Origin of the sequence: Salinimonas chungwhensis DSM 16280, assembly GCF_000378185.1 — a bacterium.
Taxonomy (GTDB): Bacteria; Pseudomonadota; Gammaproteobacteria; order Enterobacterales; family Alteromonadaceae; genus Alteromonas; species Alteromonas chungwhensis.
Genome location: NZ_KB899376.1, coordinates 703,602 through 728,556, shown reverse-complemented (window position 1 = coordinate 728,556; position 24,955 = coordinate 703,602). Strand labels below are relative to the sequence as shown.

Annotated in this window: 19 protein-coding genes and 1 other RNA gene; 9 read left to right on the top strand and 11 right to left on the bottom strand. The window is 47.5% G+C overall.

What is annotated here, in order from left to right; genetic code table 11:
• Nucleotides 1-2,181, bottom strand: coding sequence for a YgiQ family radical SAM protein (locus tag F458_RS0103330; RefSeq protein ID WP_083928581.1), 2,181 nt, complete (start codon nucleotides 2,179-2,181; stop codon nucleotides 1-3).
• A 141-nt stretch (nucleotides 2,182-2,322) separates the two neighbouring features.
• Between F458_RS0103330 and F458_RS0103325 the strand changes: the two genes are divergently transcribed.
• From F458_RS0103325 to F458_RS0103315, 3 genes are read left to right on the top strand one after another with little or no spacing between them, the layout of a single operon-like run.
• On the top strand, nucleotides 2,323-2,796 hold the full coding sequence (locus F458_RS0103325) for an EVE domain-containing protein (RefSeq protein ID WP_018981959.1): 474 nt from the start codon (nucleotides 2,323-2,325) through the stop codon (nucleotides 2,794-2,796).
• On the top strand, nucleotides 2,789-3,358 hold the full coding sequence (locus F458_RS0103320) for a nucleotidyltransferase family protein (RefSeq protein ID WP_018981958.1): 570 nt from the start codon (nucleotides 2,789-2,791) through the stop codon (nucleotides 3,356-3,358). Before F458_RS0103325 ends, F458_RS0103320 begins: the two co-directional genes overlap by 8 nt.
• Before the next feature lie 2 nt (nucleotides 3,359-3,360).
• Nucleotides 3,361-3,660: a hypothetical protein gene (locus F458_RS0103315; RefSeq protein ID WP_018981957.1), complete on the top strand. Its 300-nt coding sequence runs from the start codon at nucleotides 3,361-3,363 to the stop codon at nucleotides 3,658-3,660.
• Between the two features lie 2 nt (nucleotides 3,661-3,662).
• Here F458_RS0103315 and F458_RS0103310 read toward each other — a convergent pair whose 3' ends face one another.
• The 4 genes from F458_RS0103310 to F458_RS0103295 form a co-directional block, all read right to left on the bottom strand.
• Complete coding sequence (locus tag F458_RS0103310; protein ID WP_018981956.1) at nucleotides 3,663-4,241, bottom strand: exopolysaccharide biosynthesis protein; 579 nt, start codon at nucleotides 4,239-4,241, stop codon at nucleotides 3,663-3,665.
• A gap of 107 nt (nucleotides 4,242-4,348) precedes the next feature.
• Nucleotides 4,349-5,515: a beta-aspartyl-peptidase gene (gene iadA / locus F458_RS0103305; protein ID WP_026294455.1), complete on the bottom strand. Its 1,167-nt coding sequence runs from the start codon at nucleotides 5,513-5,515 to the stop codon at nucleotides 4,349-4,351.
• 12 nt (nucleotides 5,516-5,527) lie between these two features.
• Complete coding sequence (gene yfcC, locus F458_RS0103300; RefSeq protein WP_018981954.1) at nucleotides 5,528-6,937, bottom strand: putative basic amino acid antiporter YfcC; 1,410 nt, start codon at nucleotides 6,935-6,937, stop codon at nucleotides 5,528-5,530.
• Between the two features lie 78 nt (nucleotides 6,938-7,015).
• Nucleotides 7,016-9,973, bottom strand: a complete 2,958-nt coding sequence (locus tag F458_RS0103295) for a TonB-dependent receptor domain-containing protein (RefSeq protein WP_018981953.1) — start codon at nucleotides 9,971-9,973, stop codon at nucleotides 7,016-7,018.
• Nucleotides 9,974-10,464: 491 nt separating this feature from the next.
• On the opposite strand from F458_RS0103295, the gene F458_RS0103290 reads away from it, so the two are divergent.
• Nucleotides 10,465-12,066, top strand: coding sequence for a cyanophycinase (locus F458_RS0103290; RefSeq protein WP_156824150.1), 1,602 nt, complete (start codon nucleotides 10,465-10,467; stop codon nucleotides 12,064-12,066).
• A gap of 138 nt (nucleotides 12,067-12,204) precedes the next feature.
• On the opposite strand, the gene F458_RS0103285 is transcribed toward F458_RS0103290, so the two are convergent.
• Entirely contained in the window at nucleotides 12,205-12,774 is a 570-nt protein-coding gene (locus F458_RS0103285; RefSeq protein ID WP_018981951.1) for a hypothetical protein, read from the bottom strand.
• A 726-nt stretch (nucleotides 12,775-13,500) separates the two neighbouring features.
• Between F458_RS0103285 and F458_RS0103280 the strand changes: the two genes are divergently transcribed.
• Nucleotides 13,501-14,664, top strand: coding sequence for an RDD family protein (locus F458_RS0103280; RefSeq protein ID WP_018981950.1), 1,164 nt, complete (start codon nucleotides 13,501-13,503; stop codon nucleotides 14,662-14,664).
• A gap of 79 nt (nucleotides 14,665-14,743) precedes the next feature.
• Here F458_RS0103280 and F458_RS0103275 read toward each other — a convergent pair whose 3' ends face one another.
• Nucleotides 14,744-15,628 (bottom strand): type 2 periplasmic-binding domain-containing protein, encoded by an 885-nt coding sequence (locus tag F458_RS0103275; RefSeq protein WP_156824149.1) that lies wholly within the window; start codon nucleotides 15,626-15,628, stop codon nucleotides 14,744-14,746.
• A gap of 460 nt (nucleotides 15,629-16,088) precedes the next feature.
• Nucleotides 16,089-16,445: a transfer-messenger RNA gene (gene ssrA, locus F458_RS20370) on the bottom strand.
• A 279-nt stretch (nucleotides 16,446-16,724) separates the two neighbouring features.
• Here ssrA and F458_RS0103265 point away from each other — a divergent pair.
• Nucleotides 16,725-17,966, top strand: a complete 1,242-nt coding sequence (locus tag F458_RS0103265) for an NADH:flavin oxidoreductase/NADH oxidase family protein (protein WP_026294453.1) — start codon at nucleotides 16,725-16,727, stop codon at nucleotides 17,964-17,966.
• Nucleotides 17,967-17,968: 2 nt separating this feature from the next.
• Here F458_RS0103265 and smpB read toward each other — a convergent pair whose 3' ends face one another.
• Nucleotides 17,969-18,442, bottom strand: coding sequence for an SsrA-binding protein SmpB (gene smpB, locus F458_RS0103260; protein WP_040610079.1), 474 nt, complete (start codon nucleotides 18,440-18,442; stop codon nucleotides 17,969-17,971).
• Nucleotides 18,443-18,648: 206 nt separating this feature from the next.
• Here smpB and F458_RS0103255 point away from each other — a divergent pair, with 206 nt between their 5' ends.
• Entirely contained in the window at nucleotides 18,649-19,077 is a 429-nt protein-coding gene (locus F458_RS0103255) for a type II toxin-antitoxin system RatA family toxin (RefSeq protein WP_018981945.1), read from the top strand.
• Complete coding sequence (locus F458_RS0103250; RefSeq protein WP_018981944.1) at nucleotides 19,078-19,422, top strand: RnfH family protein; 345 nt, start codon at nucleotides 19,078-19,080, stop codon at nucleotides 19,420-19,422. It abuts the gene before it with no gap.
• Between the two features lie 3 nt (nucleotides 19,423-19,425).
• Here F458_RS0103250 and F458_RS0103245 read toward each other — a convergent pair whose 3' ends face one another.
• Together F458_RS0103245 and F458_RS0103240 are read right to left on the bottom strand one after the other, a co-directional pair.
• Nucleotides 19,426-19,905, bottom strand: a complete 480-nt coding sequence (locus tag F458_RS0103245) for a MarR family winged helix-turn-helix transcriptional regulator (protein WP_018981943.1) — start codon at nucleotides 19,903-19,905, stop codon at nucleotides 19,426-19,428.
• Nucleotides 19,906-19,935: 30 nt separating this feature from the next.
• Entirely contained in the window at nucleotides 19,936-21,903 is a 1,968-nt protein-coding gene (locus F458_RS0103240) for a BCCT family transporter (protein WP_018981942.1), read from the bottom strand.
• Between the two features lie 305 nt (nucleotides 21,904-22,208).
• Between F458_RS0103240 and F458_RS0103235 the strand changes: the two genes are divergently transcribed.
• Nucleotides 22,209-24,893, top strand: a complete 2,685-nt coding sequence (locus F458_RS0103235; RefSeq protein WP_018981941.1) for a TonB-dependent receptor — start codon at nucleotides 22,209-22,211, stop codon at nucleotides 24,891-24,893.
• The last annotated feature ends 62 nt before the right edge of the window (nucleotides 24,894-24,955 follow it).

Below are 24,955 nucleotides of genomic sequence, written 5' to 3'. Positions count from 1 at the left end.
TTAGCTCTGGCGCTGATCGGACCTGGGGCCCCGGCGCTTTTTATCCCGAAACCCTTTTGGTGGTAAGCCAGTATGCTTTGAGAGCGCGCGCTCACCGCGTCGTGCTTTAGGTGCCCTGGCGCGTTTTTCTTCTTTAGATTCCGGCGGCACCAGGTGTTGTGGGCCGCGGCCGATCAAATCTTCCCGGTCCATTTTCTTCAGTGCTTCGCGGATTTGAGCGAAGTTTTTTGGATCATGGTAACGCAACATGGCTTTATGTAACCGACGGTGTATTTCACCTTTTGCAGAAGGGACATGCTCACTGTCTTTTTTGACTTTACGCAGACTATTCACTTCTGTGTGATACATGGTCGTTGCCGTTGCCATAGGAGACGGATAAAAATTCTGGACCTGATCCAGTTTAAACCGGTTCTCTTTGAGCCATATCGCCAGCGCCAGCATATCTTCATCAGTGGTGCCTGGATGCGAAGCAATAAAATAAGGTATGAGATACTGTTTTTTACCGGCCTCTTCGCTGTATTTATCAAACAGTTCTTTAAACCGATCATAACTGCCCATGCCCGGCTTCATCATTTTGTCCAGCGGGCCTTCCTCGGTATGCTCCGGCGCGATTTTCAGATACCCACCGGTATGATGCAATGCCAGCTCTTTAACATACCGCGGATCCTCTACCGCCAAATCATACCGTACGCCCGAGGCAATTAGCACCTTTTTGATGCCAGGAAGTTCGCGCGCCCGTTTATACAAGTCGATGGTCGGGGTGTGGTCGGTATCCATATGGGCGCAAATACTTGGATAAACACAGGACGGACGTTTGCACGTCGCTTCAGCTTTAGCACTTTTACAGCGCAAACGATACATGTTTGCAGTAGGGCCGCCCAAATCCGAAATAACTCCGGTAAAACCGGGTACGGTGTCGCGAATGGTCTCGATTTCGCGAATAATTGAATCTTCTGAACGGCTTTGAATAATCCGGCCTTCATGCTCGGTGATGGAGCAAAAAGTGCAACCGCCATAACAGCCGCGCATAATGTTGATACTAAACCGTATCATGTCATAAGCTGGAATTTTAGCATCACCATAGACAGGGTGGGGTACCCGCTGATACGGCAAATCAAAAACCGCGTCCATTTCATCGGTTTCTAACGGCATTGCCGGCGGATTAATCCATATGTGCCGGTCACCATGACGCTGCATCAACGCGCGAGCGCAACCAGGATTAACCTCCTGATGCAAAATACGCGAGGCATGGGCATACAGTATTTTATTATCACGAACGGTTTCAAAAGCGGGCAGCTTGACATAAACCTGCTCCCACGGCTTTCTGCGCTCCGCCGGCTGGATGACAATCGGTTGGGCCTTATTCTGGTCCTCAGCGTTAGTCGCATCCTGGTCAGCTTTATCACATTCAGGTTCCATCTGGTAAGGGCTGCTAATAGGATCAATCTTGCCGGGTTTATCCAGCGAAGTGGAATCCACGCCCTGCCATTCGGGTAGTGCCTGTTTAACAATAATGGCTGTACCACGGATATCGGTGAGATCGGCAATATTTTCACCCGCCGCCAAACGGTGCGTTACTTCAACCAGGGGCCGTTCTGCATTGCCGAAAAACAACATGTCGGCTTTGCTATCGAATAGTACTGAGCGACGGACTTTTTCTGACCAGTAATCGTAATGAGCAATACGTCGCAAGCTCGCCTCAATACCACCAACGATAACCGGTGTGCCTTTAAATGCTTCACGACAACGCTGGGAATATACGGTTACTGCGCGGTCCGGGCGCTTTCCACCTACATTGCCCGGTGTGTAGGCATCGTCATGACGAAGCTTCTTGTCCGCTGTATACCGGTTAATCATCGAGTCCATATTGCCGGCCGTCACCCCAAAGTAGAGGTTGGGTTTGCCCAGCTTCATAAAGTCGTCTTTGCTGGTCCAGTCCGGTTGGGCAATGATCCCCACGCGGAAACCATGGGCTTCCAGCACCCGGCCAATAACGGCCATACCAAAGCTGGGGTGATCCACATAGGCATCACCGGTTACCAGAATGACATCGCAACTGTCCCAGCCCAGTTCATCCATTTCGGCTTTTGACATGGGAAGGAACGGTGCCGTGCCTAGACAGTGAGGCCAGTATTTAGGGTAAGAAAAAAGGCCGCGATCGGCTTTGATGGTGGCTTGCATAGGGTCACAATAGAGTACAAAACGGCCGGCATTGTACCACTCGTCCCAGGGAGATCCACTGGCGGTCAGCATAAATACGGAAAGTTTAATGGATATTGTGTTGTGCTATCCTTCTCATTTTATCTAATGATATGGAATTTTATGGCCTATTGGTTATTTAAAACTGAACCTGCTGCTTTTTCCATTGACGATTTAATGGCCCGGCCCAATCAGACCGAGCCCTGGGATGGAGTCAGGAACTACCAGGCACGGAATTTTTTGCGTGATGAGGTGGCCATGGATGACGAGGTGCTGATTTACCACTCCAGCTGCAACGAGGTGGGAGTAGCCGGTATCGCTACTATCGCTCGCGCTGGTTATCCAGACTATAGCCAGTTTGACCCTGAATCAGCCTATTTTGACCCAAAATCAGAACCGGATAATCCGCGCTGGTATCGGGTGGATGTCCTATTCAAAGAAAAATTTTCACAAATACTTACGCTTAAATTTATTAAGAAAATGCCGGAAATAGAGCAATTGCCACTTGTGAAAAAAGGCCATCGACTGTCGGTGATGCCAGTGTGTGAAAAAGAATGGAATGCTCTGGTCAGCGCCGCCAGGAGCCCCCGTGACTGAGCAGCAGGCTATCATTCAAACCTCCCAATTGGTAAAGCAGAATTCACTGCGCATGGCATGTCTGCAGGCGGTGCAATCGCTCGACTTACCTCAGGGTATGATTGGCGCAGGTTTTTTACGCAATTTGATTTGGGACGCCTTACATCATTACCCTTGTGCCACCTTACTCAATGATGTTGATGTGGTCTATTTTGATCCAACAGATACTTGCCGGGCTAAAGAAAATAAGCTGGCTAAAATGCTCAAAATGAAGGTGCCTGAGGCGAACTGGGAAGTGCGTAATCAGGCCCGCATGCATCACCGGCATGGCCATCAGCCTTATACAAGTGTGTTTGATGGGGTCCGCCGCTGGGTTGAGTTGCCCACCTGTGTGGCAGTCTGGCTGCAAAACAATGAATTGGCATACTACGCGCCATATGGGTTACAGCAAAATTGGCAGAAAACAATCATGATTAACCCGGCGTTTCCCCGCGCCGCGGTGTTCAGAACACGTATTGAACAAAAAGGATGGTGCAGGCAATGGCCGGCGTTGTCGGTCATCTGGCCAGAACAGGAATGTTAAGTATGGATAAAACAGCGTATTTAGCGCATTGTCGCGAAGAGTTACTGCAGGTCTACAGGCTGAGCCGTCAGGGTAAAGAAGATACACCCCGCTGGTACAGGCTGGAAGGCTTTATCCACGCCGGGCAGACGCTGGGTATTATCAGTAAGCAGGAAGCCAGAGAGACCATTGATGCAGCGCATAATGATGTGTTTGGCTACAGCAGGCAGGCGCGAGATAACAAGCAACAGCAGCTCGACTCGCTGAAAGCTTCGGACCCGGATAAGTATTACTCACTACCGGCTATTGAGCGACTGCGCTAATATCAAAGCATGCCTATTACCTGAAAAAGTAAGATACCCGTACTCGCCTGAAGGACAAGGCCAATGGTCATAACCAGACCATCACAGTTAGTAATACCAATGGCGGTAATACATAACGCAAACGCAGGTAGCGCAGCGGCAAAGGGCATCGCTTCTAATGGAATCATGCACAGAGCAACAACGCCGCAGTAAAAAGCAACGACGTTTTTTGCCGGTGACTCGGTCAGTTTCGTAAATCTTGGATGAAACAGAGATTCCAGCTTTTTCACATAGGGCCGGGCTTTATCGGCTGCTTTGACCAGTTTATCGTGAGAGATAGAACGGTTTCTTAAACGAGCAGGCAGCCAGGGATGACTCCTGCCACCGGCGATCTGTATACAGACCAGAAAAAGTGTAATACCGCAAACGGTGGGAACACCGGGAATAGCGCCTGTGGGTAATAATGCAATAAGCGCCGGTATCAGAATGAGGGGGCCGAATCCTCTTTCCTTGAAGTTGGCCACGACATCATCTACCGTAACTTCATCGTTTGTATCTTCTACCAGCGTATCCAGCAAATCCATTATATTTTCGTGACTCATTACCGCTATACCTTCGTTAAGTGCTGCATATTAACTACTTGTAATGTGCGTATATGGTTCTTTTGGTAGCGGTATTGCAGCAGATCGACAACGATGGCGAGGTATCGTTATTCAAACCGACCGGTTATAATCGCTTTTCCTTCTTCTACCATGTGCTGACCACGGCTGAAAACATGTATGGGGCGAAGACGCTGGCTGTCTAAAATCAGCAAATCTGCATCAGCGCCTGCAGCAAGCTGGCCTTTTTTAATTCCCAACACATCTGCTGGATTTGACGTCACTGACATCAATGCATGCTCCAGCGGCACACCATATTTTTTAACTGCATCCACAAAAGCATCGAGCAACGAGACTTCCCGTCCCACTTCCAGTCCGATAAGGTTATTACTATCATCAAACACCGGTAAGCTAGCGTGGCCATCTGAACTCATGGTAAGCCGAGTGGGATCGGTGTTGGCGTTTAATGCGTAAGCCAGGGCTGCCGCCGCTGCGTACTCGCCGTGCGCAAGATCATACTCTGTGGTACTGGTAGTAAAATCAATGGTGCCGCCACCGGCAGCAAAACGGATTCCTGCATCAAGTAGCGCGCGGTTTCGGTTAATGTGCGTTGGATAAAAACGATTCAGTGGAACATCATAATTTTCAGCTACCTCGTGAAGCAGTGCAAGATGGGTATCTGCAGGGCCGACATGGATACTGACTGGCGCACGTTTTTTGCTCAGCATGCCGGCGACGCGAGCATGGGATGCCAGTTCAGCAAGACGTTGAGCGCACGGCTGAGAGCTGCGGTGATCGCTGATGGCGACTTCGCCCACCCCAATTATTTCGTCGACAAACATAATGTCATTTTCTAAAGACTGGGTGAGAGTAGGGGCCGGGAAATGATACGAGCCGGTGTAACAGTAGGCATTAAGCCCCTCTTCTCTTAGGCCTTTTGTTTTAGCAACCAGATTCGAATGCGTTCTGGCTATTGAATCAGTGCCCAGCGCACCGACTACTGTGGTAATGCCTGATAAGGTTGCATCGGTCAGTTGCATCTCGGGTGTGCGGCTGGCAAACCCGTCTTCGCCGCCGCCGCCACAAACATGTACCAGCGAGTCTACAAATCCCGGCGTGATAATACATCCTGAGGCATCAATGCATGTCACAGCAACATTGGTATTTAGTTCGATTGACGGGGCGATGGATAGTATGTGCTGGCCGGCAATTAGCATGTCCTGCTGCCCTAAAGGCTGCGGTGAGTAAACATCGGCATTTTTAATAAGTGTTAACATAGAAACCATTATTTAAGAGTAATTGAAAAGGTGAGCGCCTACGACAAAACAACTGGCAAGCGCGAAAAGACACAACTGAAAACGCCAGATAGTGGCAACCCAGTTAGCCCAGTCCAGTTTGACGACGCCAAGGCAACCAATCAGGCTGGCTGAGGTGGGAATAATAATGTTGGTCAGTCCATCACCAAGCTGAAACGCAAGCACGACTGTTTGGCGGCTGATATTAAGTAGATCGCCCAGCGGTGCCATAATTGGCATGGTGATGGCGGCTTGCCCAGAACCAGAAGCCACGAAAAAATTGAACAGGCTTTGAAACGCAAACATTCCCCAGGCGGTAAGTAAGTCAGGGGCCGAAGACAATGCCGCGGCACAATGAAAAAGCACAGTATTTAACACCGAAGGTGCCTGCAGATCGTTGCCTCCCAGCAGTAAGACGATACCTTTGGCCAGAGCCACAAGTAATGCGGCTGGTAGCAACTCCTGTGCGCCGTCAACAAATTTATCGGCGCTTTGACTAAAGCTGGTGCCCTGACCGACTCTGGCGATTATTGCCACTACAACACCCAGCGTAAAGAATTGCGCCGCAAGCTCAGGAATATAATACTGACGAACAATAACTCCCCATATAACCCAGCCTATAACCGTTATAAAAGACATCAGTATCAGCTTATCTGTCAGGACGAGGCGGTGAGCCATCGGATGTTCTGGCGGGGCTTTTTCCGCACGGGTTTTTGCGGCATATCGAAGCAGGAAAATTAACCCCGCGGCGGTAAAGCATAGCCATGCGGCAATACGCACCGAAGCGCCTGAAAATACCGGAATATCGGCGATGGATTGAGCTATCGCAATGCTAAATGGGTTCATCCACGATGTGGCAAAGCCAATCTGCGTTGCAACGTAAGTTACCAGTACAGTCACCTGCGCGTTGTATCCCAACTGGCGCATGACGGGCAATAGTACAATGCAAAAAGCAATGGCTTCTTCGCCCATTCCAAAAATTGCACCGCCCAGAGAAAAACAAATAAATAACAGCGGCAGGAAGAGACTTTCAAATCGTTGGGTTCGCGCTACCAGAGCAAGTACACCACGATTAATGGCACCGGTGTGCATCAGCACACCAAACGCACCACCAGTAATGAGAATAAAGGCAGCAACACCAATGGTGGCACCAAATTTATTGCCCGCTACCATTCCTTCAAATAGTACATTGAGCAAACCAATATTACCCTGCTCACCAAAGAGCCGGGCGCCACCTTTATCATTGGCGTATACAAACTGGCTTAACCCTACATCCTGATTCTCATCAGCAATGTCGAAAAAGCCGGGCGTTACCAGAAATGCGCTCAAATAGGCAATAATAGCCACCGAGAGCAAAATAACGCTGGCGCTGGGAAAAGTGTGAGACTTCATCTGAGATGACATGAATGACTTCCTGAGATGCCGGGCGCCAAGTAGGTTCGCCCGGCAAGATGACAACCGTGATGGCGGTTAACGCCATCGCTAAAAGCGATAGGTTAAACCAACCCGGTAAATTGCACCTAGTGCGTCATGATTGATCGCATCAAAGCCTCTGGCTGAAGCATACGCCCGAGGCGGCACTTCATCAGTGATATTGTCGATGTTTGCACGTATCGTCAGAGCCTTACTGATATCCACACCTGCCGACAAATCCCAGGTAAGCCAGTCGTCAATCTGGCGCGTATCATTAGCCTCTGCGATAGCCCCAAGCTCGATAAGCTCATCAATTTCACGGCCTCGCAAGCCTTCGATATCGTCAAGATAACTGTCGGTATAATTGGCATTGAGACGCACATAGTAATCTTCAGCACTCCAGGTAATCGAGAACGTTGCAACATTTTCCGGGTAACGGTAAGTACCGGCCAGGGACTCAATGCTGTCTGAGCCAGGACGGTTTCTTTCATACTTGATGTAATGCGTCGCATCAGCGCGCAAAATGATATCGGCGATGTCCATTTCAAAACGATGATCAAATTTAACATCGAAGCCACTTAGCTCCTGGGTGCCGGTGTTCTCTAACGGAATGACATGATCTCTGGATAGGGGCAGGAAAAGCTCATTTTCACGTGGATTAAATTCTGCAATGTAAGCATCAAGTATTTGCCCAAGATCTGCCCCGGATTGTTCAATAGTCAAACCGGCCGCATCCGTAACATCGCAGACTTCCTGCTCGTACGCGATCCCCTGAGCGTCGGTAGGTACCAGGCCGCAGTGCCGCAAAGATGAATCGGTAAGCGCGCGATCCAGTACCGCTGTCATGTTGGTATCAATTACGTCTTCGTGATCAAATTGCCAGTAATCCACTGTCAGATTCGTATTTTCGCCCGGACTCCAGCCAAATCCGATGCTAATGGCTTCTGATTCTTCAGCACGCAGCGCGTCATTACCCAGCTCCAGTGTATTTACCGTTACTTCTGTGCCATCACCCATGCAGTAAAGGTCTGCGACTGCCTGATTTACCGCACAATCAAATGTTGATGTAGTGGTACGAAGCTCTATACCAGCCTGTGTAAGCGAGGGTGCGCGAAATGATGTCGACCAGGAGCCTCTGAAAATGACACTGTCAATCGGACGAAATGTGAAGCCTACTTTCGGGTTGAAGGTACCGCCAAAATCATCAAAATGATCGTAGCGACCGGCTAGCTGAACTTCGAACGTGTCATGAACAGGGATAAAAAATTCTGCAAATGCGCCCCATTGAGTGCGATCTGCTTCAGCCACACTAGAGCCAAATCCAAATACATCCACCAGGTAATTATTTTCAGCGCGAGCCCTGGAATTCATAGAAGGGATGTCTGATAACTCTTCCCGTCGCATCTCAAGCCCAAACGCAGCGCTGACAGTACCAGCCTCCCAAGTGAACAAATCACCGTTGATATTGGCATCCCAGGCATACACCGCGCTTTCTCCATCTCGGGTTGGAAAAGCTTCGGTAAGCGCCAGAGTTGCATCATTTTGTGCATCATTGAGCAAAAAAGGGTTAAAAAACGGGCGGGGTGCACCTTGCGCACAAGTCAACATATCGCCGTCGTAGCTGGCAATACTACCATCCTGACAAAGCTCTCCGGTCAATGCCGCGTGAAACTTGTAGCGATTGTAGATCCCCGCAACAACTTCCTGTTCGGACTCAGAGCGGGAAACGGTTATACCGGACTCCCAGTACCACTGACCAATATCGCCGGAAAGTTCGCTAACCAGCCGGTAATTTGTGGTTTCGATACCTACTGTGCGCGGGTTAGTAAAGCGGGCATCAAAGCCAAAACCAAATACTTCACGGCCGGCCACCGAATCAAACGGGTCGATATACATCTGATCGAGATAAAAATTTGAGCCATCTGGCTGATCAAACATGAAGAGCGCATCTTCAAGCACAAATGGGCCATCACTGTCATCAAGACGATTTATCGGGGATGGTGAAGAATAGGCTGTGGACTCTGTCTGACTAAAAAATACATCCGTTTTCCAGGTTAGACTGTCAAACTGATGAGTGTAAGTGGCACCGGCAGAAACACTTTCAAACGGCGTATCCAGATAGTCATCCTGATTACCATAGTAAGCACAGATTTCTTCACCAAACTCCGTGGTAACCAATGGTGTTTTACAATTTGGCGCGGGAAGTTCGAGTAAGTCCTGCTGTGAGAAATAATAGATGTTGGGCGCGTTTTCAAGCTTTGGTAAATAAGAGTAACTGCTTTGCAGAACGGGGTCACGGGTGTAGTCCCGATCAATCGCCCGAAAGGCGGCGCGATCAAAATAATCGGCAAATACTGTCAGATTGCCGTTACCCAGTTCTGTACCGTAAAGCACATTAATTTGTGCCCGGCTTTCATCAGAGCTGTGAAAGCTGTTGCCGTAACTCGCATCAAGCTCGAAACCCTCAAAATCATCTTTGAGAATATAATTGATAACACCGGCTACCGCGTCAGCGCCATACACCGCAGAAGCACCAGTTGCCAGAATTTCAATACGTTTAATGGCCCCCAGCGGAATAGAATTTACATCAACAAAGTTTTCAGTACCAGCGGCAAAGGAACTGGGTGCGATACGTCGACCGTTGACAAGTGTCAGGGTGGAAGACGGGCCCATACCACGCAGGCTTGCCGCCGACTGACCGGCTGGTGTTGAGTTTGATAAACTGCCACTTTGCGCTGTTGAAAACGTTCCTGTACCGCCACGTAACTGGGCAACATCTCGAAGTAAGTCGTAAATACTGTTGGCGCCGGAACGTTTTATGAAATCCTCATCCAATACGGTCAAAGGCTGAGTACCTTCAAGATCAACACCCTTGATGCGGCTACCAGTCACATCAATACGTTCAACCTGTTGCTCCTGTTGAGTGTTCACTTTCTGCGTAGTTATTTCATTACTATTTTCCTGAGCGGCTACATGGAAGCCCAGTGCTGCGGATACCGCAGTGGCGACTGTGAGTTTGTTAAACATAGTTTTTACCTGGATTTTTCAAATAGACGCAGTCAGTTGCCCATAGCACAATGACACTGCTGGCCTGTTGTTATAATTATTAGAAACGAATTGAAAGGGAGATCGGCATACGAGCAAATCTACCGGTTGTTGGAAGAACCGGTAGTGGCCTACTCGTCAAACCACTCCGACAGGTAGTGGGGCGAGTAAAAATATGTTGAAAGGCGAGGTGCTTTTTTTAACATTTTTCACGCTGTAATTGGATTTATTTTGACAAACCGAACCGCTGGGGTTAGCTTAATTTTGCTTCAAGTCTTTTTCGTTATATCACCCCAAAATGGGGTTGGCAACAATAAATTTACTTCAATATTGCTGAAAAAGGCTCACAGCTTATGTCGCTATTTATAGATAAGATCTCTGCAAGTTGCAGTGATAAGCACGCACGTTCTGCTCTTTTAATATTATTTCTATGTATTTTTTCGCTCAGCTGTAAGGCCTCCGATGTAACAGTAATGATTGGTGGCGCATTGCATACCTGTAGTTCGTTATCAGCCAAAAACTGTCAAACAGGCGCGGTACCACAAGGCAAAAAATCGCCACTGTATAAAATCGACAACGCGGCAATAAAACGTCTTGAAAAGGCGGTACAGTTTTTACGTCAAACCGATCCCCATTTACCTCATCTGCAAATAGTCGTCAGGCGAATTTCGCAATTAGCTATCAGTCCACAGACCGGGTTGACCAAAAGGGCGCTGTTAGCAGCCTGGGATGAGGCCGGCAAGCCATATAGTGATCAGCTTAGTGACAGTGTTTATTACGCCTTGTTGGATAGTCTAGAGATACCACAAAGTGCAGAGGTTGTCGCAGTTGAACAGAATCGCTCAGCTGCGGCTTTAAGGATTGTTGAGCGTATCAGACAACTCACAGAGCGTGCCGGGCAGGGGCCTGGTAAGGCAATTCCGCGCCTTTTGGTGGTTACAGCAGCAAGCCGTGATCCGTACGAATCAGTAGACTTCTATGAACAACTGTTTACTTTTGAAAGGACTGAGACACAGTGGCTTCCATTAACGCCTGCACTGGCGGAAGCGTCGACGCAAAATGACTGCGCCAAACTTGATATTTACCGACAGCGTCACAACACGTTCGCCCGAGAGCACGTATATCCAGTAAGAACACAGCAGGAAGCGCTTTTGTGTGAAGCCGGTATTTCGGGCATTGTTAATCATATCAGTAGCGCTACAACAATAATGTTCAATGGTGGCGATCAAAGCCTGATCCGGAAAGTCCTGTTTAATAAAAATGGGGAGCCTTATCCCTGGACCGAGACTTTGCGACAACGACCCGTGATAGCTGGGACCAGTGCCGGAACCGCCATACAAAGCGGTGGCGAGAACGTTTATGGAAAGGTACCCATAGTATCCAACGGATCTGCTGTGGAGGCACTGACAAACGGCGCATTTGCCGGAACACCGCCGAGCCAGCGTTGTCAGCAAGAGTGCCAAAACGAATATCACCCAGATGCACTGACCTACCATCCTGAAGGTGGGTTAGGGCGTGTCAACGCGGGGATCATGGATACGCATTTTAGTGAGAGAGATCGAACTTTGCGGTTACATGTGCTGATCCGTGATAGCGGTCAGCATTTCGGGTATGGGGTGGATGAGACCACAGCGTTGATAATCGACCACACGAAGAATGGCCCGGGCGCAAGCGTTGAGGGTGAGCATGGGGTGGTGAAGGTGAAGGCTGATACCAGCCACGGCTTTATATACAGCTATTATCCCCAGGGTACACCGCTAAAAATTACAGATAATCAGATTAATATGTCGCCTGACAGTAACAGTGACAGTGACGAGGGACCGACCAGTCAGGGCCGATTGAAAACAGATATGACTAGCTTGCTGAGTGACGCGAACTTACGACGTCTCACTCAACAAATGTGCCGTCAACGAAAGCACAATGCGCGGGCGTCTCATCGTAGCGAAAAGCAGGTCTGGAAATTTGTATTTGATGCGCGTGCAGCTCGCTATGCCGATATCAACAGCTCAGACAACGGATGTGCAATAGAAGGGATGAGAGTGTCCTATAAGAAAACCGCCGACCTGGACACTTAAGGCGTCAACAGGATAATTACGTGGTTTTTGATGTGGCGGCTTTGAGATTGCCGGCGCGCTATAGAGCGATGACATTCAAGCCATCGCTCTTTTTTTCCTTTACCTTCCGGTCAAACTGAAACAAACACCGGATTCAAATTATGTACTGGGAAGCAGAGCTTGCCTGGTTTTTTTCAGATCCTGTAAAGCAATTTTTTTATCAACAGCAACAAGTGTGGCGGTAGCGTCTTCAAAGTGGAACGCCTTTTTTTCGATCTTTAATTTATAAAAATATTGTTCACCAGCCCGTACCTTCAACGTCGCAATATTTTTCATATCGACTTTTTTATTGGTGTTAGCATCAGCCGCGACTCCTATGGCAGTTAATGGTGCTGTCAGCGGACTCAGCGGAGGAAGAATCAGTTTAGTCACCCTTGCATCTGAAAAGATCTCAAGTGGCCCGGGTTGGGCATCCAAAGCCATAAAGGACATGTAAGACAAAACAGCTAAATCCTGATTGCCATCAGACATTAGAAATGAAAACCCGGAGCCCAAAGATTGATTATGATAGATCACTACCTGCGCCTTCTGAGGATCTACCTGAATTGCAGATTCAGTAAATAACTCACCGCGCGGACGTGATGCACACCCTGCCATGACTGTTATAACTAACAGCAGAAGAAGCTTGGTGAATGAGGTTAAATGCGCTGAACTATTTTGACCACCCATAATTTTTATCCTTATAAATTAAGTGTCGGTAGTGTTACAAGATAATACCTGCAAGCACCTCAGGTACATCATAAATAAGCCTTTGCTAAATAAATAAGCCTTTGCTAAAAGAGTATGACAGCAAGCGATGAACGATTCCCTTTTGCTAACTCTGGCAGCAAAATAATTTGTCTATGCTGACACTTGCTGATGCACACCATTAATTATAGTAAAAAGGCATAAAAAATTTATAAAATCTGTTTTGATTGTATCCTCACCTTAGCAAAGCATACCGGGAAACCATTAATATTGGTAATGGCGGATTTTTACTCACTATAAGACCAACGGGCTAAAGGAAAAATGGCCGATACAGACATCTTACCAATAAATACAGCCTCGATATTGTTTTGGTAAGAGTTATAGGTTGAAGAATGAACATCCAGGCTTTGCCCATCTATCTTTCTATGGTTATTAAAATAGTAGTAAACAATGAATAAACGAGGCTAACATATCGGAATTGTTCGGGATTAAGATGTTGTTCCTTGGCGCAAAGTCTATTCTCGTGCATTGCATCGCATGATTCGGCTATATTTGGCTTGTTGAGAACAATCCTGCAGTGCACTGGTGAATTCGCCAAAGGGCAGCAAAATATCAACTGCGCTGATACGGAATCGCACATTTTGCCTGGTCAATAACTGAATGCAAAGAGAATGAACAAATAGCGGCTTCGCTTAAAGACAAAACAGCATGGAAAAGCACAATACAGTTTTACAAAGTCATGGTCAGCTGATGACCGACAAGCAAATTCGCGATGTCGTGACCCCTTACGAATTCGGCGTGTCTGATAATATCATCGGCACGCGGCTGGCCAGACCGTTCAGGCGCGGCTGGGCTTTGCTGGTGGATCTATTTTTGGTCGTTATGCTCACACATTTGCCATCAATTTTACTGGCGTTGGTGGCTGTTATCTTCTTCTGGCGGGCAGGAAAAAAGAACGGCGCTTCCCCCCGGTTCGGATGGTCGCGCAAGATAATGAAAGCTATCGCAGCTTTCTTGCTATTTGGTATTTTGATCGCGTTTTTTGACGGTATAAATAAACCCGATGGTCCTGATACTGAAACCGACGTTAATAGCCCTGAAGGCTCACAAGCAATTGTGATTGTTTCAATCTTACTGAGTATGCCATCAGAGGTCGAACAGCTTGAGGACGATATTGCGCAGCAGCGCTGTGAAGCTTATAACTGTTGGCAAGACTACCTAATGGGTATTACAGATGATATCGACGATGTCAGGTTGCCATCAGATGCGGCTGCAGAATTAGCCGGTAATCTTCGGCTCGCCATGCAACGCTCACTTAGCGCGGAGCAAATTCAAACACTGCTTAACCCCTTTAAGAATTCATTACAGAGCATTGAGGCTCTACCGAGTGAAAATGCTCTGTCCCAAGCCATCGAAGCACCGTCCTCAGAGACTGATACAGCTGAGTTCATGAGTAAATTCAATGTCCCGGTAAATGAAAATGGCACACCCAGCTTACTTGCCTGGTTTAGAGGCTTACTGGAGGATTTGGGGGTTGGGTTTGGCTGGGCCGCATTTTATTTTACCGTCGTTACCTGTTGGATGAATGGCCAGACGCCAGGCAAGTGGCTATTTGGTCTTAAGGTTATTAAGCTGGACGGTACGCCTATGACTATGTGGCAAAGCTTCGGGCGCTATGGTGGCTATGGCGCTGGCTTTGCTACAGGACTGCTTGGCTTTGCGCAGATTTTCTGGGAGCCCAACCGGCAAGCTATTCAAGATAAAATTTCTGAAACGCTGGTAATTCGTCTGGGGATGGACAAAATAGATGTGCAGGAAATTTACAAATACCGTCAGCAGGGCATGGGTAAAACTGATAAACACCACGACTGACGCGACATTGTAGTTGTTGCACCTGCAAGCTATGTGCAGGTGCAATGGTAGGGTAGCAACGCTGTTGACCGTACGTTGATTAGTCGACTGACTGATTCAGTAACGTCGAACGATATTCCCGCATTTGCGGGGGAAGCATCGGGTTTTCCAGGCGAAAAACTTTACGGCTTCGTAATTCCAGACGCTCTATTAAATTGCCCGTTGCTCGTTCAAAAAGTCGTTGTGCGTGCCCATTTCTCTCAATAGCTTCTAAGCCATCACGCAACCTTTCGGCTAATTCGGGCTTTTCCGGGTCAATATAAAAAACTAGCGCAAACGGATAATACAACAGTATGGTGGGTTCGATGTTGAACATGCCACTATCTTCAGCGCGATTTTTAAATACATCTTCAATTTCATTGGCTCCCAGGGAAACGTAGTCAAACTTTTTTGCTGCCAGCAAGTCAAAGATCTCATCAAAAGAGCCTCCTTCGACAACGCTAAAACCGTTATGTCTGAAAAGATCGGCATCAGCCCAGCCCTCAGGGATCCCCACGCTAAGTTTTTTGAGCGCGCCTTGTTTTCGAATCGCTGCAAATTTTTCTAAATCGTGATGACGCACGATTATTAACCGATAACCCAACAGGCCCTTCATAAGCGGATGAGTAACAATTATCTTTTCTTCGTGTTTAAGTTTCGGATTACCGGCTACGGTAACAAACAAATCAGTATTGGTATCACGAAAAACAGCCGACTCTTCATCAGACGAAAGCTCGCTTTTATCTTCGCTAAGGGTGTAATCACCATGGGCTTGTGTCGACGCTTCCAGTGCTGCTTTGAGAATATTGCGTTCATACTGCTGTCTGGATTCTGTCTTATTGCCGTTCCAAAAGTTTACATTCTGCTGCGCCATACTATATGCACTATTTAACAAGAGCATGAGAGTTAAAGAGGTGAGTGAAAACGTGGACGCAAACTTTTGCATAATTTGATCTGTTCTTTTTGAATATGTGTGAAGCTTCAAAGCCTATCATATAACAGGGTTGAAAAGGGTGATTTGAGGTTGGCCTGGCGGTGGTGTGCTGACCTCACATATAGTCCGACAGAGCACTTACGAAGCTGCTGCTTACAGGCCCACATTAATTTATATCAATCGTGTGCGGTGCTTGCAGTGTTTTGCTAAATCCGATCAGACATCTGCCCACCACTGTTCCGATTTCCTGATTCTGAACCCCATACAAATAAAAACCATGTCTGACAACCCAGGGGTATTTTAACAAGTGGAGCTTGCGGGGTTGTCTTCAGCGCCATGCCTGGCGCAGCCCCCATGGGCGCCTGTCGGCGATATAGGTTGTTCCTGACAATCTGTGAACCCGCTACGCGCCTTCAAACTCAACGAACTCAAGACACAAAAAAGGCCCGCCAGATGGCGAGCCTTTCATGTGTGGTGGAGCTGGCGGGATTTGAACCCGCGTCCAGAAAATGTCTACTTTTGGTACTACATGCTTAGTTTGTCTTTTGTTTAACTACTTCAGACCCCGACAAACAGGGTTCTTGGTAGCGGTCCTGATACTATTTCGCGGTTCAACCTCAGGAGAGTTTCCCTCGCTAGTTTGCTTATATGACCTTCCGAATCCACGCTAGCAAACAAAGCTGTGGTGGAAGGGCCTATACCGGTTATTAAGCGGCTAGTGCGTAGTTTTCGTCGTTTGCGACTATTTAAAGCGGATTTTTTAAGAGGCAATCCGCACCTCTGCATGCACCTCCAGCGTCCTAGATCCTGTCGAATCCTAATCAGCCCCTGAAGCGTGTCGCTGTACATCAGTAATTATAATCTGATGCCACCAGCGAAATGTCATTCTACCTTCAATATGCTCTTACCACAAGCGGGATAAACTTTTGAGCGCTTAAAATTCAAGCGTTTAAAGCACCGTTTGCCGTGTACCGGTGAATAACTCCAGATATATATGGTAACAAATGGCTGAAGATCAATGCTGAGATATAAAATAGTTTGCGCAGTGATGCATTTGTTGCTGTTTACGGATAAAGTAAACGAGCATTTCAGTCCAACTAGTATAATTATGTATTCAGACCAGACATTGTTCACACCGCTGACTCTTCCTTGCCGTAAAGTTCTGCCAAATCGAATTGTAAAAGCAGCGATGGAAGAAAATATGTCTGGGGCCGATTTGCTGCCCGATCACAATCTTTTTTCGCTATACCGCTATTGGGCGCATGGCGGGTTAGGTGCGATTATCACCGGTAATGTGATGGTTGATAAAACAGCCATGACTGGACCGGGCGGGGTAGTGCTGGATGAGACCAGCCCAATAGAACCATTTAAAAATTGGGCAAAAATAATACGTTCTGGCGGTGCTTTGGCCATTATGCAAATCAATCACCCTGGTCGCCAGGTGTTTAAAGCCGTTAATGAACACGCTATCGCTCCGTCGGCAGTCAATCTGAAGCTAGGACGCTATACAAAACAGTTTGCTCAGGCCCATGCAGCCACCTGTGAGCAAATTTACACAATTATTCGACAATTCGTCACCACCGCGTTAAGAGCCCGGGAAGCAGGTTTCGATGGTGTTGAAATACATGCAGCACATGGTTACCTGTTGTCGCAGTTTTTATCACCGCTGGTGAATCAGCGCACAGATCAGTGGGGTGGGAGTCTGGCCAACAGGGCCCGTTTGCTGATTAATATTGTCAGTGAAGTCAGGGCAAAATGCGGTAATGACTTTTCTGTCTGGGTAAAGCTGAATGCTGCTGATTTTCAACGTGGTGGTATGTCGCAGGATGAAGCCAGAGAGGTCGTTGCTCACCTTAATAAGCTCGGTGTAGATGTAGTGGAAATCTCTGGTGGAAGTTATGAAATGCCCGCCATGCAAGGGCGGGTAGAAGATTCTCAAACGCTACAGTCTGAAGCGTACTTTGCGCAGTTTGCCGCTGAGATTGCTAAAGTTGCAGGCATGCCCGTAATGACAACCGGTGGAATCAGCCGGTTACCTGTGGCCAGACAAGTGACTGAATCCGGGTGTGATTTGGTCGGCATGGCAAGTGCACTGGCCACCACACCGGATCTGGTGAAAAAATGGCAGGAAAACCCTGAATACAGAGGGGTCATGCTAACCAGTAGCTTGTCAGATAAAACTTTGGCTAGTCTGATAACCATGTCTATGGTCAGAAGGCAATTGAGAAGGCTGGGCAATGACTTATCGCCTCTGCGCCAGCCTTCGCAACTCTGGAGTCTGATCCTCGATGCTGTTCACAGGGCAAAAATGACACGGCGCTACAGAGCGCTCATCAATCGTAACAGCTGATATTACACGCTATGCTTCATAACGCGCTCTTTCTGGCGCTGCCAATCACGTTCTTTTACGGTGTCGCGCTTATCCTTAGTCTGCTTGCCCTTCGCCAGATAAATTTCTAACTTCACCCAGCATTTCTTCCAGTACATCGCAGTGGCAACTATAGAATAACCTTGCCTGTCCCGGGCGCCCATTAATCTGTCAAGCTCACGTTTGTTAAGCAGAAGCTTGCGTGCTCGTTCCGGAGCACAGATTACGTGGGTAGAGGCCTGCTGCAGCGGTGTTATTCTACCACCCACCAGATAGGCCTCTCCGTTTTGTATGATCACATAGCTGTCGGTGATATTAACTTTGCCTTCACGGATGCTTTTGATTTCCCAACCCTGCAATGACAAACCGGCTTCAAATTTGTCTTCCAGGTAGAATTCATGCCGTGCTTTTTTGTTCAGCGCGATAGTGCCGCTGGTGTTTGCTTTATTCTTTTTCATGCCCGCCATTATACTGATTGCGTTCCTGTTGTCTTTACTTATCCAAACCCGAATAAAGAGCTTTCTACGTCTGTGTCTGATATATGGGGCAAAATGCTTAAAATTCAAAGGATGATGCACCACTTTTATGCGCGGCGAAAGTGTAGGTAAGCGATTTATCTCATGATAAACTAGGTTATCCTATTAATATTGTTAGTGAAGTATTGATGCCGACGATTCAACGAAGTGCACTGGTAAACTACAGCGCTAAAGCGATGTATGATTTGGTCAACGATGTGGACGCATACCCTGAGTTTTTGCCCGGCTGCAAGGACAGCAAAGTGGTGGCGCGTGAAGGCGATATGATGAAAGCCTCGTTGCTGGTTGCCAAAGCAGGGGTAAGGCAGTGGTTTACCACAAAAAATACTCTTGACCCTGCACGTCATATTCACATGCAACTGGTCGAAGGCCCGTTTAAGCGGCTCACTGGTGGCTGGACATTTTCACCGTTGTCAGATGAAGCCTGCAAAATCGAGCTCAACCTTGAGTTTGAATTTACCAACAAACTGACTGAGATGGCGTTTGGCAAAATTTTCAATGCGCTTGCGGCCAGTATGGTAAAAGCATTTACTGAACGTGCCAAGCAGGTGTATTAAATGACACGGGTAATAAATACTGAAGTGGCTTATGCGTTACCTGATAAACAATCTATCATCGAGGTAGCTATCAGTGAGGGGGCAACCGTAAAGGAAGTCATTGATGCCTCTAAAATTGATCAGCTTTATCCCGATATCGATTTAGACAGATTTAAGGTGGGTATCTGGAGCAAGGTAGTTAAGCTGGATACTACGGTAAGCGATGGCGATCGTATTGAGATTTACCGGCCGCTAATTGCCGACCCTAAAGAGGTCAGAAAGCGTCGCGCTGAAAAAGCAAAAGAAGAGGGAAGGGCTGATAAGGTCACCGGTGGGCGACCCAATCAGGTTAAACCAACCAACTAAATATTATAGATGCTTGTCTGAAATACTGCCTACTTCCAAGAAAGGAGAAGCATCAATTTTTTCTGCATCCATCATGGTGGCAATCCGTTGCATTGTAGCCACCATCTGACTTTGTTCCCATTCCTTTAATTGATTGAAACGCTCAATAAAGTGCTCTTGAAGAGGGCGCGGGGCATATTCCAGTGCTTCGTGTCCCTGCGCCGTTAAATTTACACTTACTTTACGCTTATCCTTAGTGCTGCGAATACGTTGGGCTAACCCCCGGGATTCAAGCCGGTCAAGAATGTTGGTAATGGTAGCGGGGCTCAGATTAATACTATCTGCGATCTCGCGCACCATCACACCCGGGTTAGCCTCAATATTTTGCATGACCATAAGTTGTGGGCCGGTCAGGCCCACATCCTTACTCAGTTGTTTGCTACGCAAATCAACTGCACGAATCACGCGCCGAAGTGCTACCAATAATTCTTCTTCTCTACGCATGCACTATTCCTGTTGCTCCTATATTGATTCTCACATCAAGTGTAAGAAATGCTGATGTTTATGATAGTGGTCAACAATGTCGTTGATAATTGCCAATTTTGACCAGCCCATAATATCATAGTTTTGACCACCTTCTCCCAGATGTACTTCCGCACGACAGTAGGTTTGATCGCGAAGTTTCATTTCGCTACCTTCTGCAGGCACAAATTCCGGGTGATCTTCGTGGGTGAGATAGACGCCATAAATAAAGTCCGTTTCGCCCGTCATTTTCACGGTCATACGTAAGGAATCATTTTCATCCAGCAGTTCAACTTCAAATCCTTGTGTTTCAAACTCTTGTTTAACCTCTTTTACTGCCGGTCCGATTACCTTTTGCATAAATCTTCTGACAGTTTTCTCATCCGGGAAGTTAGTAATATTTTCCAGACGCTCCTGCCAGTTTCTGTCGCCGCCCGTGGTGGGTGGCTGCATCGCTGTAATTTGTAAGCTTTCACGTTTATAGCCGTCAAGACGCAGTGCTTTTAACAGTCCGTACATAGCGACCAGCAATATAGCTGAAAACGGTAACGCGGAAATAATGGTCATAGTTTGCAGTGCATTAAGACCACCAGCATAAAGTAACACGGAGGCAACTACACCTACCGCAACAGCCCAGTAAATACGCTGCCAGATGGGGGTATCGTTACGGCCATGAGAGCAGAGCATATCTACTACCATCGACCCTGAGTCACAGCTGGTGACGAAGAAAATGATGATCATTAGTACAGCCAGGACACTCAACACCGATGACATCGGGAAGTTCTCAAGGAAGACAAATAATGCCACTGAGGAGTCTTCATCCACCATCGTAGCCAGGTTAGTCAGTCCATCTGTGAAAACCATATCAATGGCTGTATTACCGAATATGGTCATCCACAATAAGGTGAACAACGTTGGAATGAACAGCACACCGAAGATAAACTCGCGGATGGTCCGGCCATAGGACACCCGGGCAATGAACAAACCGACAAATGGAGCCCAGGCTAACCACCACCCCCAGTAGAAGATGGTCCAGCCACCAATCCAGTCAGTTTTTTCATAGGCAAAAAGATTTAACGTGTTGCGAACGATATCCGATAAATACGCGCCGGTGTTCTGCAGATACGCCTGTAGCAGGAAGACTGTAGGACCAAGCACAAATATGAATACGAGGAGCAACAGGGCCAGCACCATGTTGGTCTCTGATAAACGGCGAATCCCCTTTTCCAGGCCAGTTGCCACGGACACAATCGCCATGAGTATGACAAATGCCATGATACCTATCTGAACTTCATTGGTATTAGGCAGACCAAGAATATAATTCAGACCAGCATTAATTTGTGCAGCGCCCAGACCCAGCGAGGTTGATACACCAAAAATCGTCGAGGTAACGGCAAAAATATCCACCACATCACCTATCCAGCCATAGATTTTATCGCCAATTAGTGGATGCAGCGCAGACCTTAAAGTAAGTGGCAGGTTATGCCGAAATGCAAAGTAACCCAACACCAAGGCCACCATCGCATAGATTCCCCAGGCATGCAGACCCCAATGGAAGAAAGTGGTTTTCATCGCCTCGCGAACTGCTTCAATGGTACCGGGTTCGGCTGAGGGCGGGTTCTGATAATGCATGATGGGCTCGGCTACGCCGAAAAACATCAGGCCGATGCCCATGCCTGCAGCAAACAGCATGGAAATCCAGGTAGGAAGAGAAAATTCTGGTTTTGCGTGATCAGGACCGAGCCGTAACTCTCCAAATCTTGATACACCAAGAAAAACCACAAATATCAATATCAATGCCACAGTCATTACGTAAAACCAACTACCGTTAGCTACAATACTGTCCTGGGCGCTTTGAAATATCCTGCCAGCACGCTCGGGCCCAGAGGCCGCGAAAATCATGAGGGCGAGTATTACAAGTGAAGAAGAGATAAAAACTCTTTTATTTAGCGGGCTGTCGTTAGCGTCTTCACTGCTCACTTCTATATCCTTCTTTTGGTTGACGTTTCAGGAGAGAAACGATGGTAGACGTAATTACGTTCTAATATACGTTATGGTGCATTCGATTTAAACTTTTGTCGTAATAATTAGAGTTCTATTTGATTTTTTTTATCAAATCAGGCCAAATAGTGGTAAATCAAAGGGAAAATCAGCGAACGGCAGTGAAAAAACTGCTAGAAGAACAATTAAAAACGTTGCTGATTACTAGAACGCTGTATCCGCTCTAATCAACTTACTCTTAGTTAAATCTAAAAATTAACGTTAATATGGGAAACACACCAGCCATGAAAAAAACACAGCTAAGCTGCGCCATTCTGGCAGCATTGGCCTCTTCGCCAGTGATGGCACAGGAAGAGAGCAAAAATGCAAAAATCGAAACCATCGAAGTCACCGCAACCAAACGTACTGAGTCAATTCAGGATGTACCTGTTGCTGTTACAGCGCTTAACGGCGAAGCGCTCGAAAACCGTGGTATCGACAGTTTTCAGGATTATGTAGAGTTTCTGCCCAACGTAACATTTCAGGGCACCGGCCCGGGTCAGAACGAAATTTATATTCGCGGCGCGGCGACCACCCAATCCAATATAATGCTTTCATCAGTTCAGGCACTGCAACCTTCCGTCGCTTTTTACCTGGACGAGCAACCGGTATCAATGGCCGGCCGAAACTTGGATATTTACGCAACTGATATCAGCCGAATTGAAGTATTACCAGGACCTCAGGGTACCCTTTTCGGGGCCAGCTCTCAGGCGGGTACGGTACGAATGATTACCAACAAACCTGATCACAGCGGTTTTTCTGCCGGGGTAGATACTAATATCGGTTTCACCAAAGGCGGTGAGATGAGCAATGCTGTTGAAGCGTTTTTTAACCTGCCACTGACCGACAAGCTGGCAGTTCGGGTTGCCGCCTACAATGATCGTCAGGGTGGCTGGATTGATAATGTATTAAATGAGCCAGGTGAAGGCGGTTATATTGGTAGTGCACAGGTAATAAGCCGAATTTCAGGCGGGGTTCTGTCTGACCCGGCTGCTATGGATGCTAACCGCGTAAATAGCGACGGCGTTAGCTCTACTGATGCATCGGTGGTGTCGCCGAAAAATGATTCTCTGGTCGAGGAAGACTTTAACGACGCAATTTATTCAGGCGCCCGGGTTGGTCTTTCCTACATCTTCAATGACCGCTGGGACCTGCTGATCCAGCATACTCAGCAAACGTTGGACACTGAGGGCGTATTTTCTTACGACCCTAACCTGGACGGCGAAAGTTCAACCAATCGTTTTCAACCTGAAGAAAACAAAGATGAATTTGGTTTGACTACCTGGACCCTGGAAGGGCGTATGGACAAGCTGGACATGGTTTATACCGGTGGCTATCTGGATCGTGAAATCGATACGCTTGCCGATTACACCGGTTATACCAATGGTGGTTTGTTCTCGGCCTTTTACGTATGTAGCTACGGCGAGGGTGTCGCGGCTGAAGATGAGCGCTGTCTGGATCCAACCAAGTTTTATCGTGAAGATACTACCACTACACGTTCTACCCACGAACTACGCTTTAACACCACCATGGATACGCCATGGCAGGTAACTGCTGGTCTGTTTTATGATGATCAGGAAGTGGCCACAGTGGGTCAGTTTAAAATTCCTAATACAGAATTATATCCTGACATGGCGCGCGAACTTTTGGGCACTGAGGGCATCAATTCCGATGGTGGTCCGTTCCCCAGCGAAGTTGGCTTTGTTAACGATATTACCCATACTATCGAGCAAATCGCAGTCTTCGGTCAGTTTGAATACGAATTGACAGAATCGCTGACGGCCAGTGTGGGTGCCCGTTGGTATCAAATTGATGATGAGTATAAAGGGTCGACCACTACCGTCGATGTATCTCGTCGCGTTAAAGCATTTGGAAGCCAAAATCCGGATGAACTTACAGCCGTAAACGAAGACCCCGAGGCTGTACTTGCAGCCATCGATAGCGGCCAATTGATCGTAGATGATTTAGGCAGCGATGGCGTCCTGACCGTTGATGATACTATCTTCAAATTTGCGCTGGATTGGAAAGTGAACGATGATGTGTTGTTGTTCGCTAATTACTCAGAAGGTTTCCGTCCGCCGGTAACCAACCGGGTTGGTGGCGGTCTGGCCTCCAGCCAAACCGGCAGGTTCGAGAACTTCCGCATTCCGGTTTATTCACTGACCGATACGCTGGATAATTACGAGCTAGGTCTCAAAGGTGATTTCCTTGATGGAATCTTGCGCGTGAATGCAACCGCATTCTATTCTGAAATCAGTGACTTGCAAACATCTCGCTTTGACCCCACAAATATCTCATTTCTGGTCTTTACCGATAACGTGGGCGATGCCGAAATTAAAGGGTTAGACGCTGATGTAACATGGCTGGCGACCGATGATTTAGTGATAAATGCGGCGTTTAGTGTGCTGGATACTGAGCTGGTCAGCATTAATGAAGAATTGCAGGGTATCTCTGCCGGTGTAGGCGCTGAGCTGCCTTATTCTGCTAACTTCTCAGGTAACATAAATGCTCGCTATTTCTTTGAAATGGAAGAAGGTCGTCGTGGTTATGTAAATGGTTCGGTAAGCTACACAGGCGATCGTTTAGCCGGCATGGTCATGGATGCCTATGTTGTTGAGGATGCAACACAACTTATTTACGGTACTGGTTCTGGTCTGGAAATTCAGGAAGAAGCGGCTGTTTACGAGGGTGTTACCTATGCTGACCGAAATGGTGAAACATTCCGTGGCGGCCGTTATGTTCAGGAATCTTACTTCCTGGCAAATGTTGCAGTGGGTGTCACTAACGATGAATGGAAAGCAGAGCTATACGTCGATAACGTATTCGACGAAAGCGCTATTTTAAACATTGATACCCAGCAGTTTACGCCTAAAGTTGTGACTAATCGTCCACGTACTGTAGGCGTGAGATTGTCTTACGACTTCTACTAAATCTGGTAAACTCACGTAACTTCAAACGGCAGCCATAAGGTTGCCGTTTTTGTCTGTGCAGG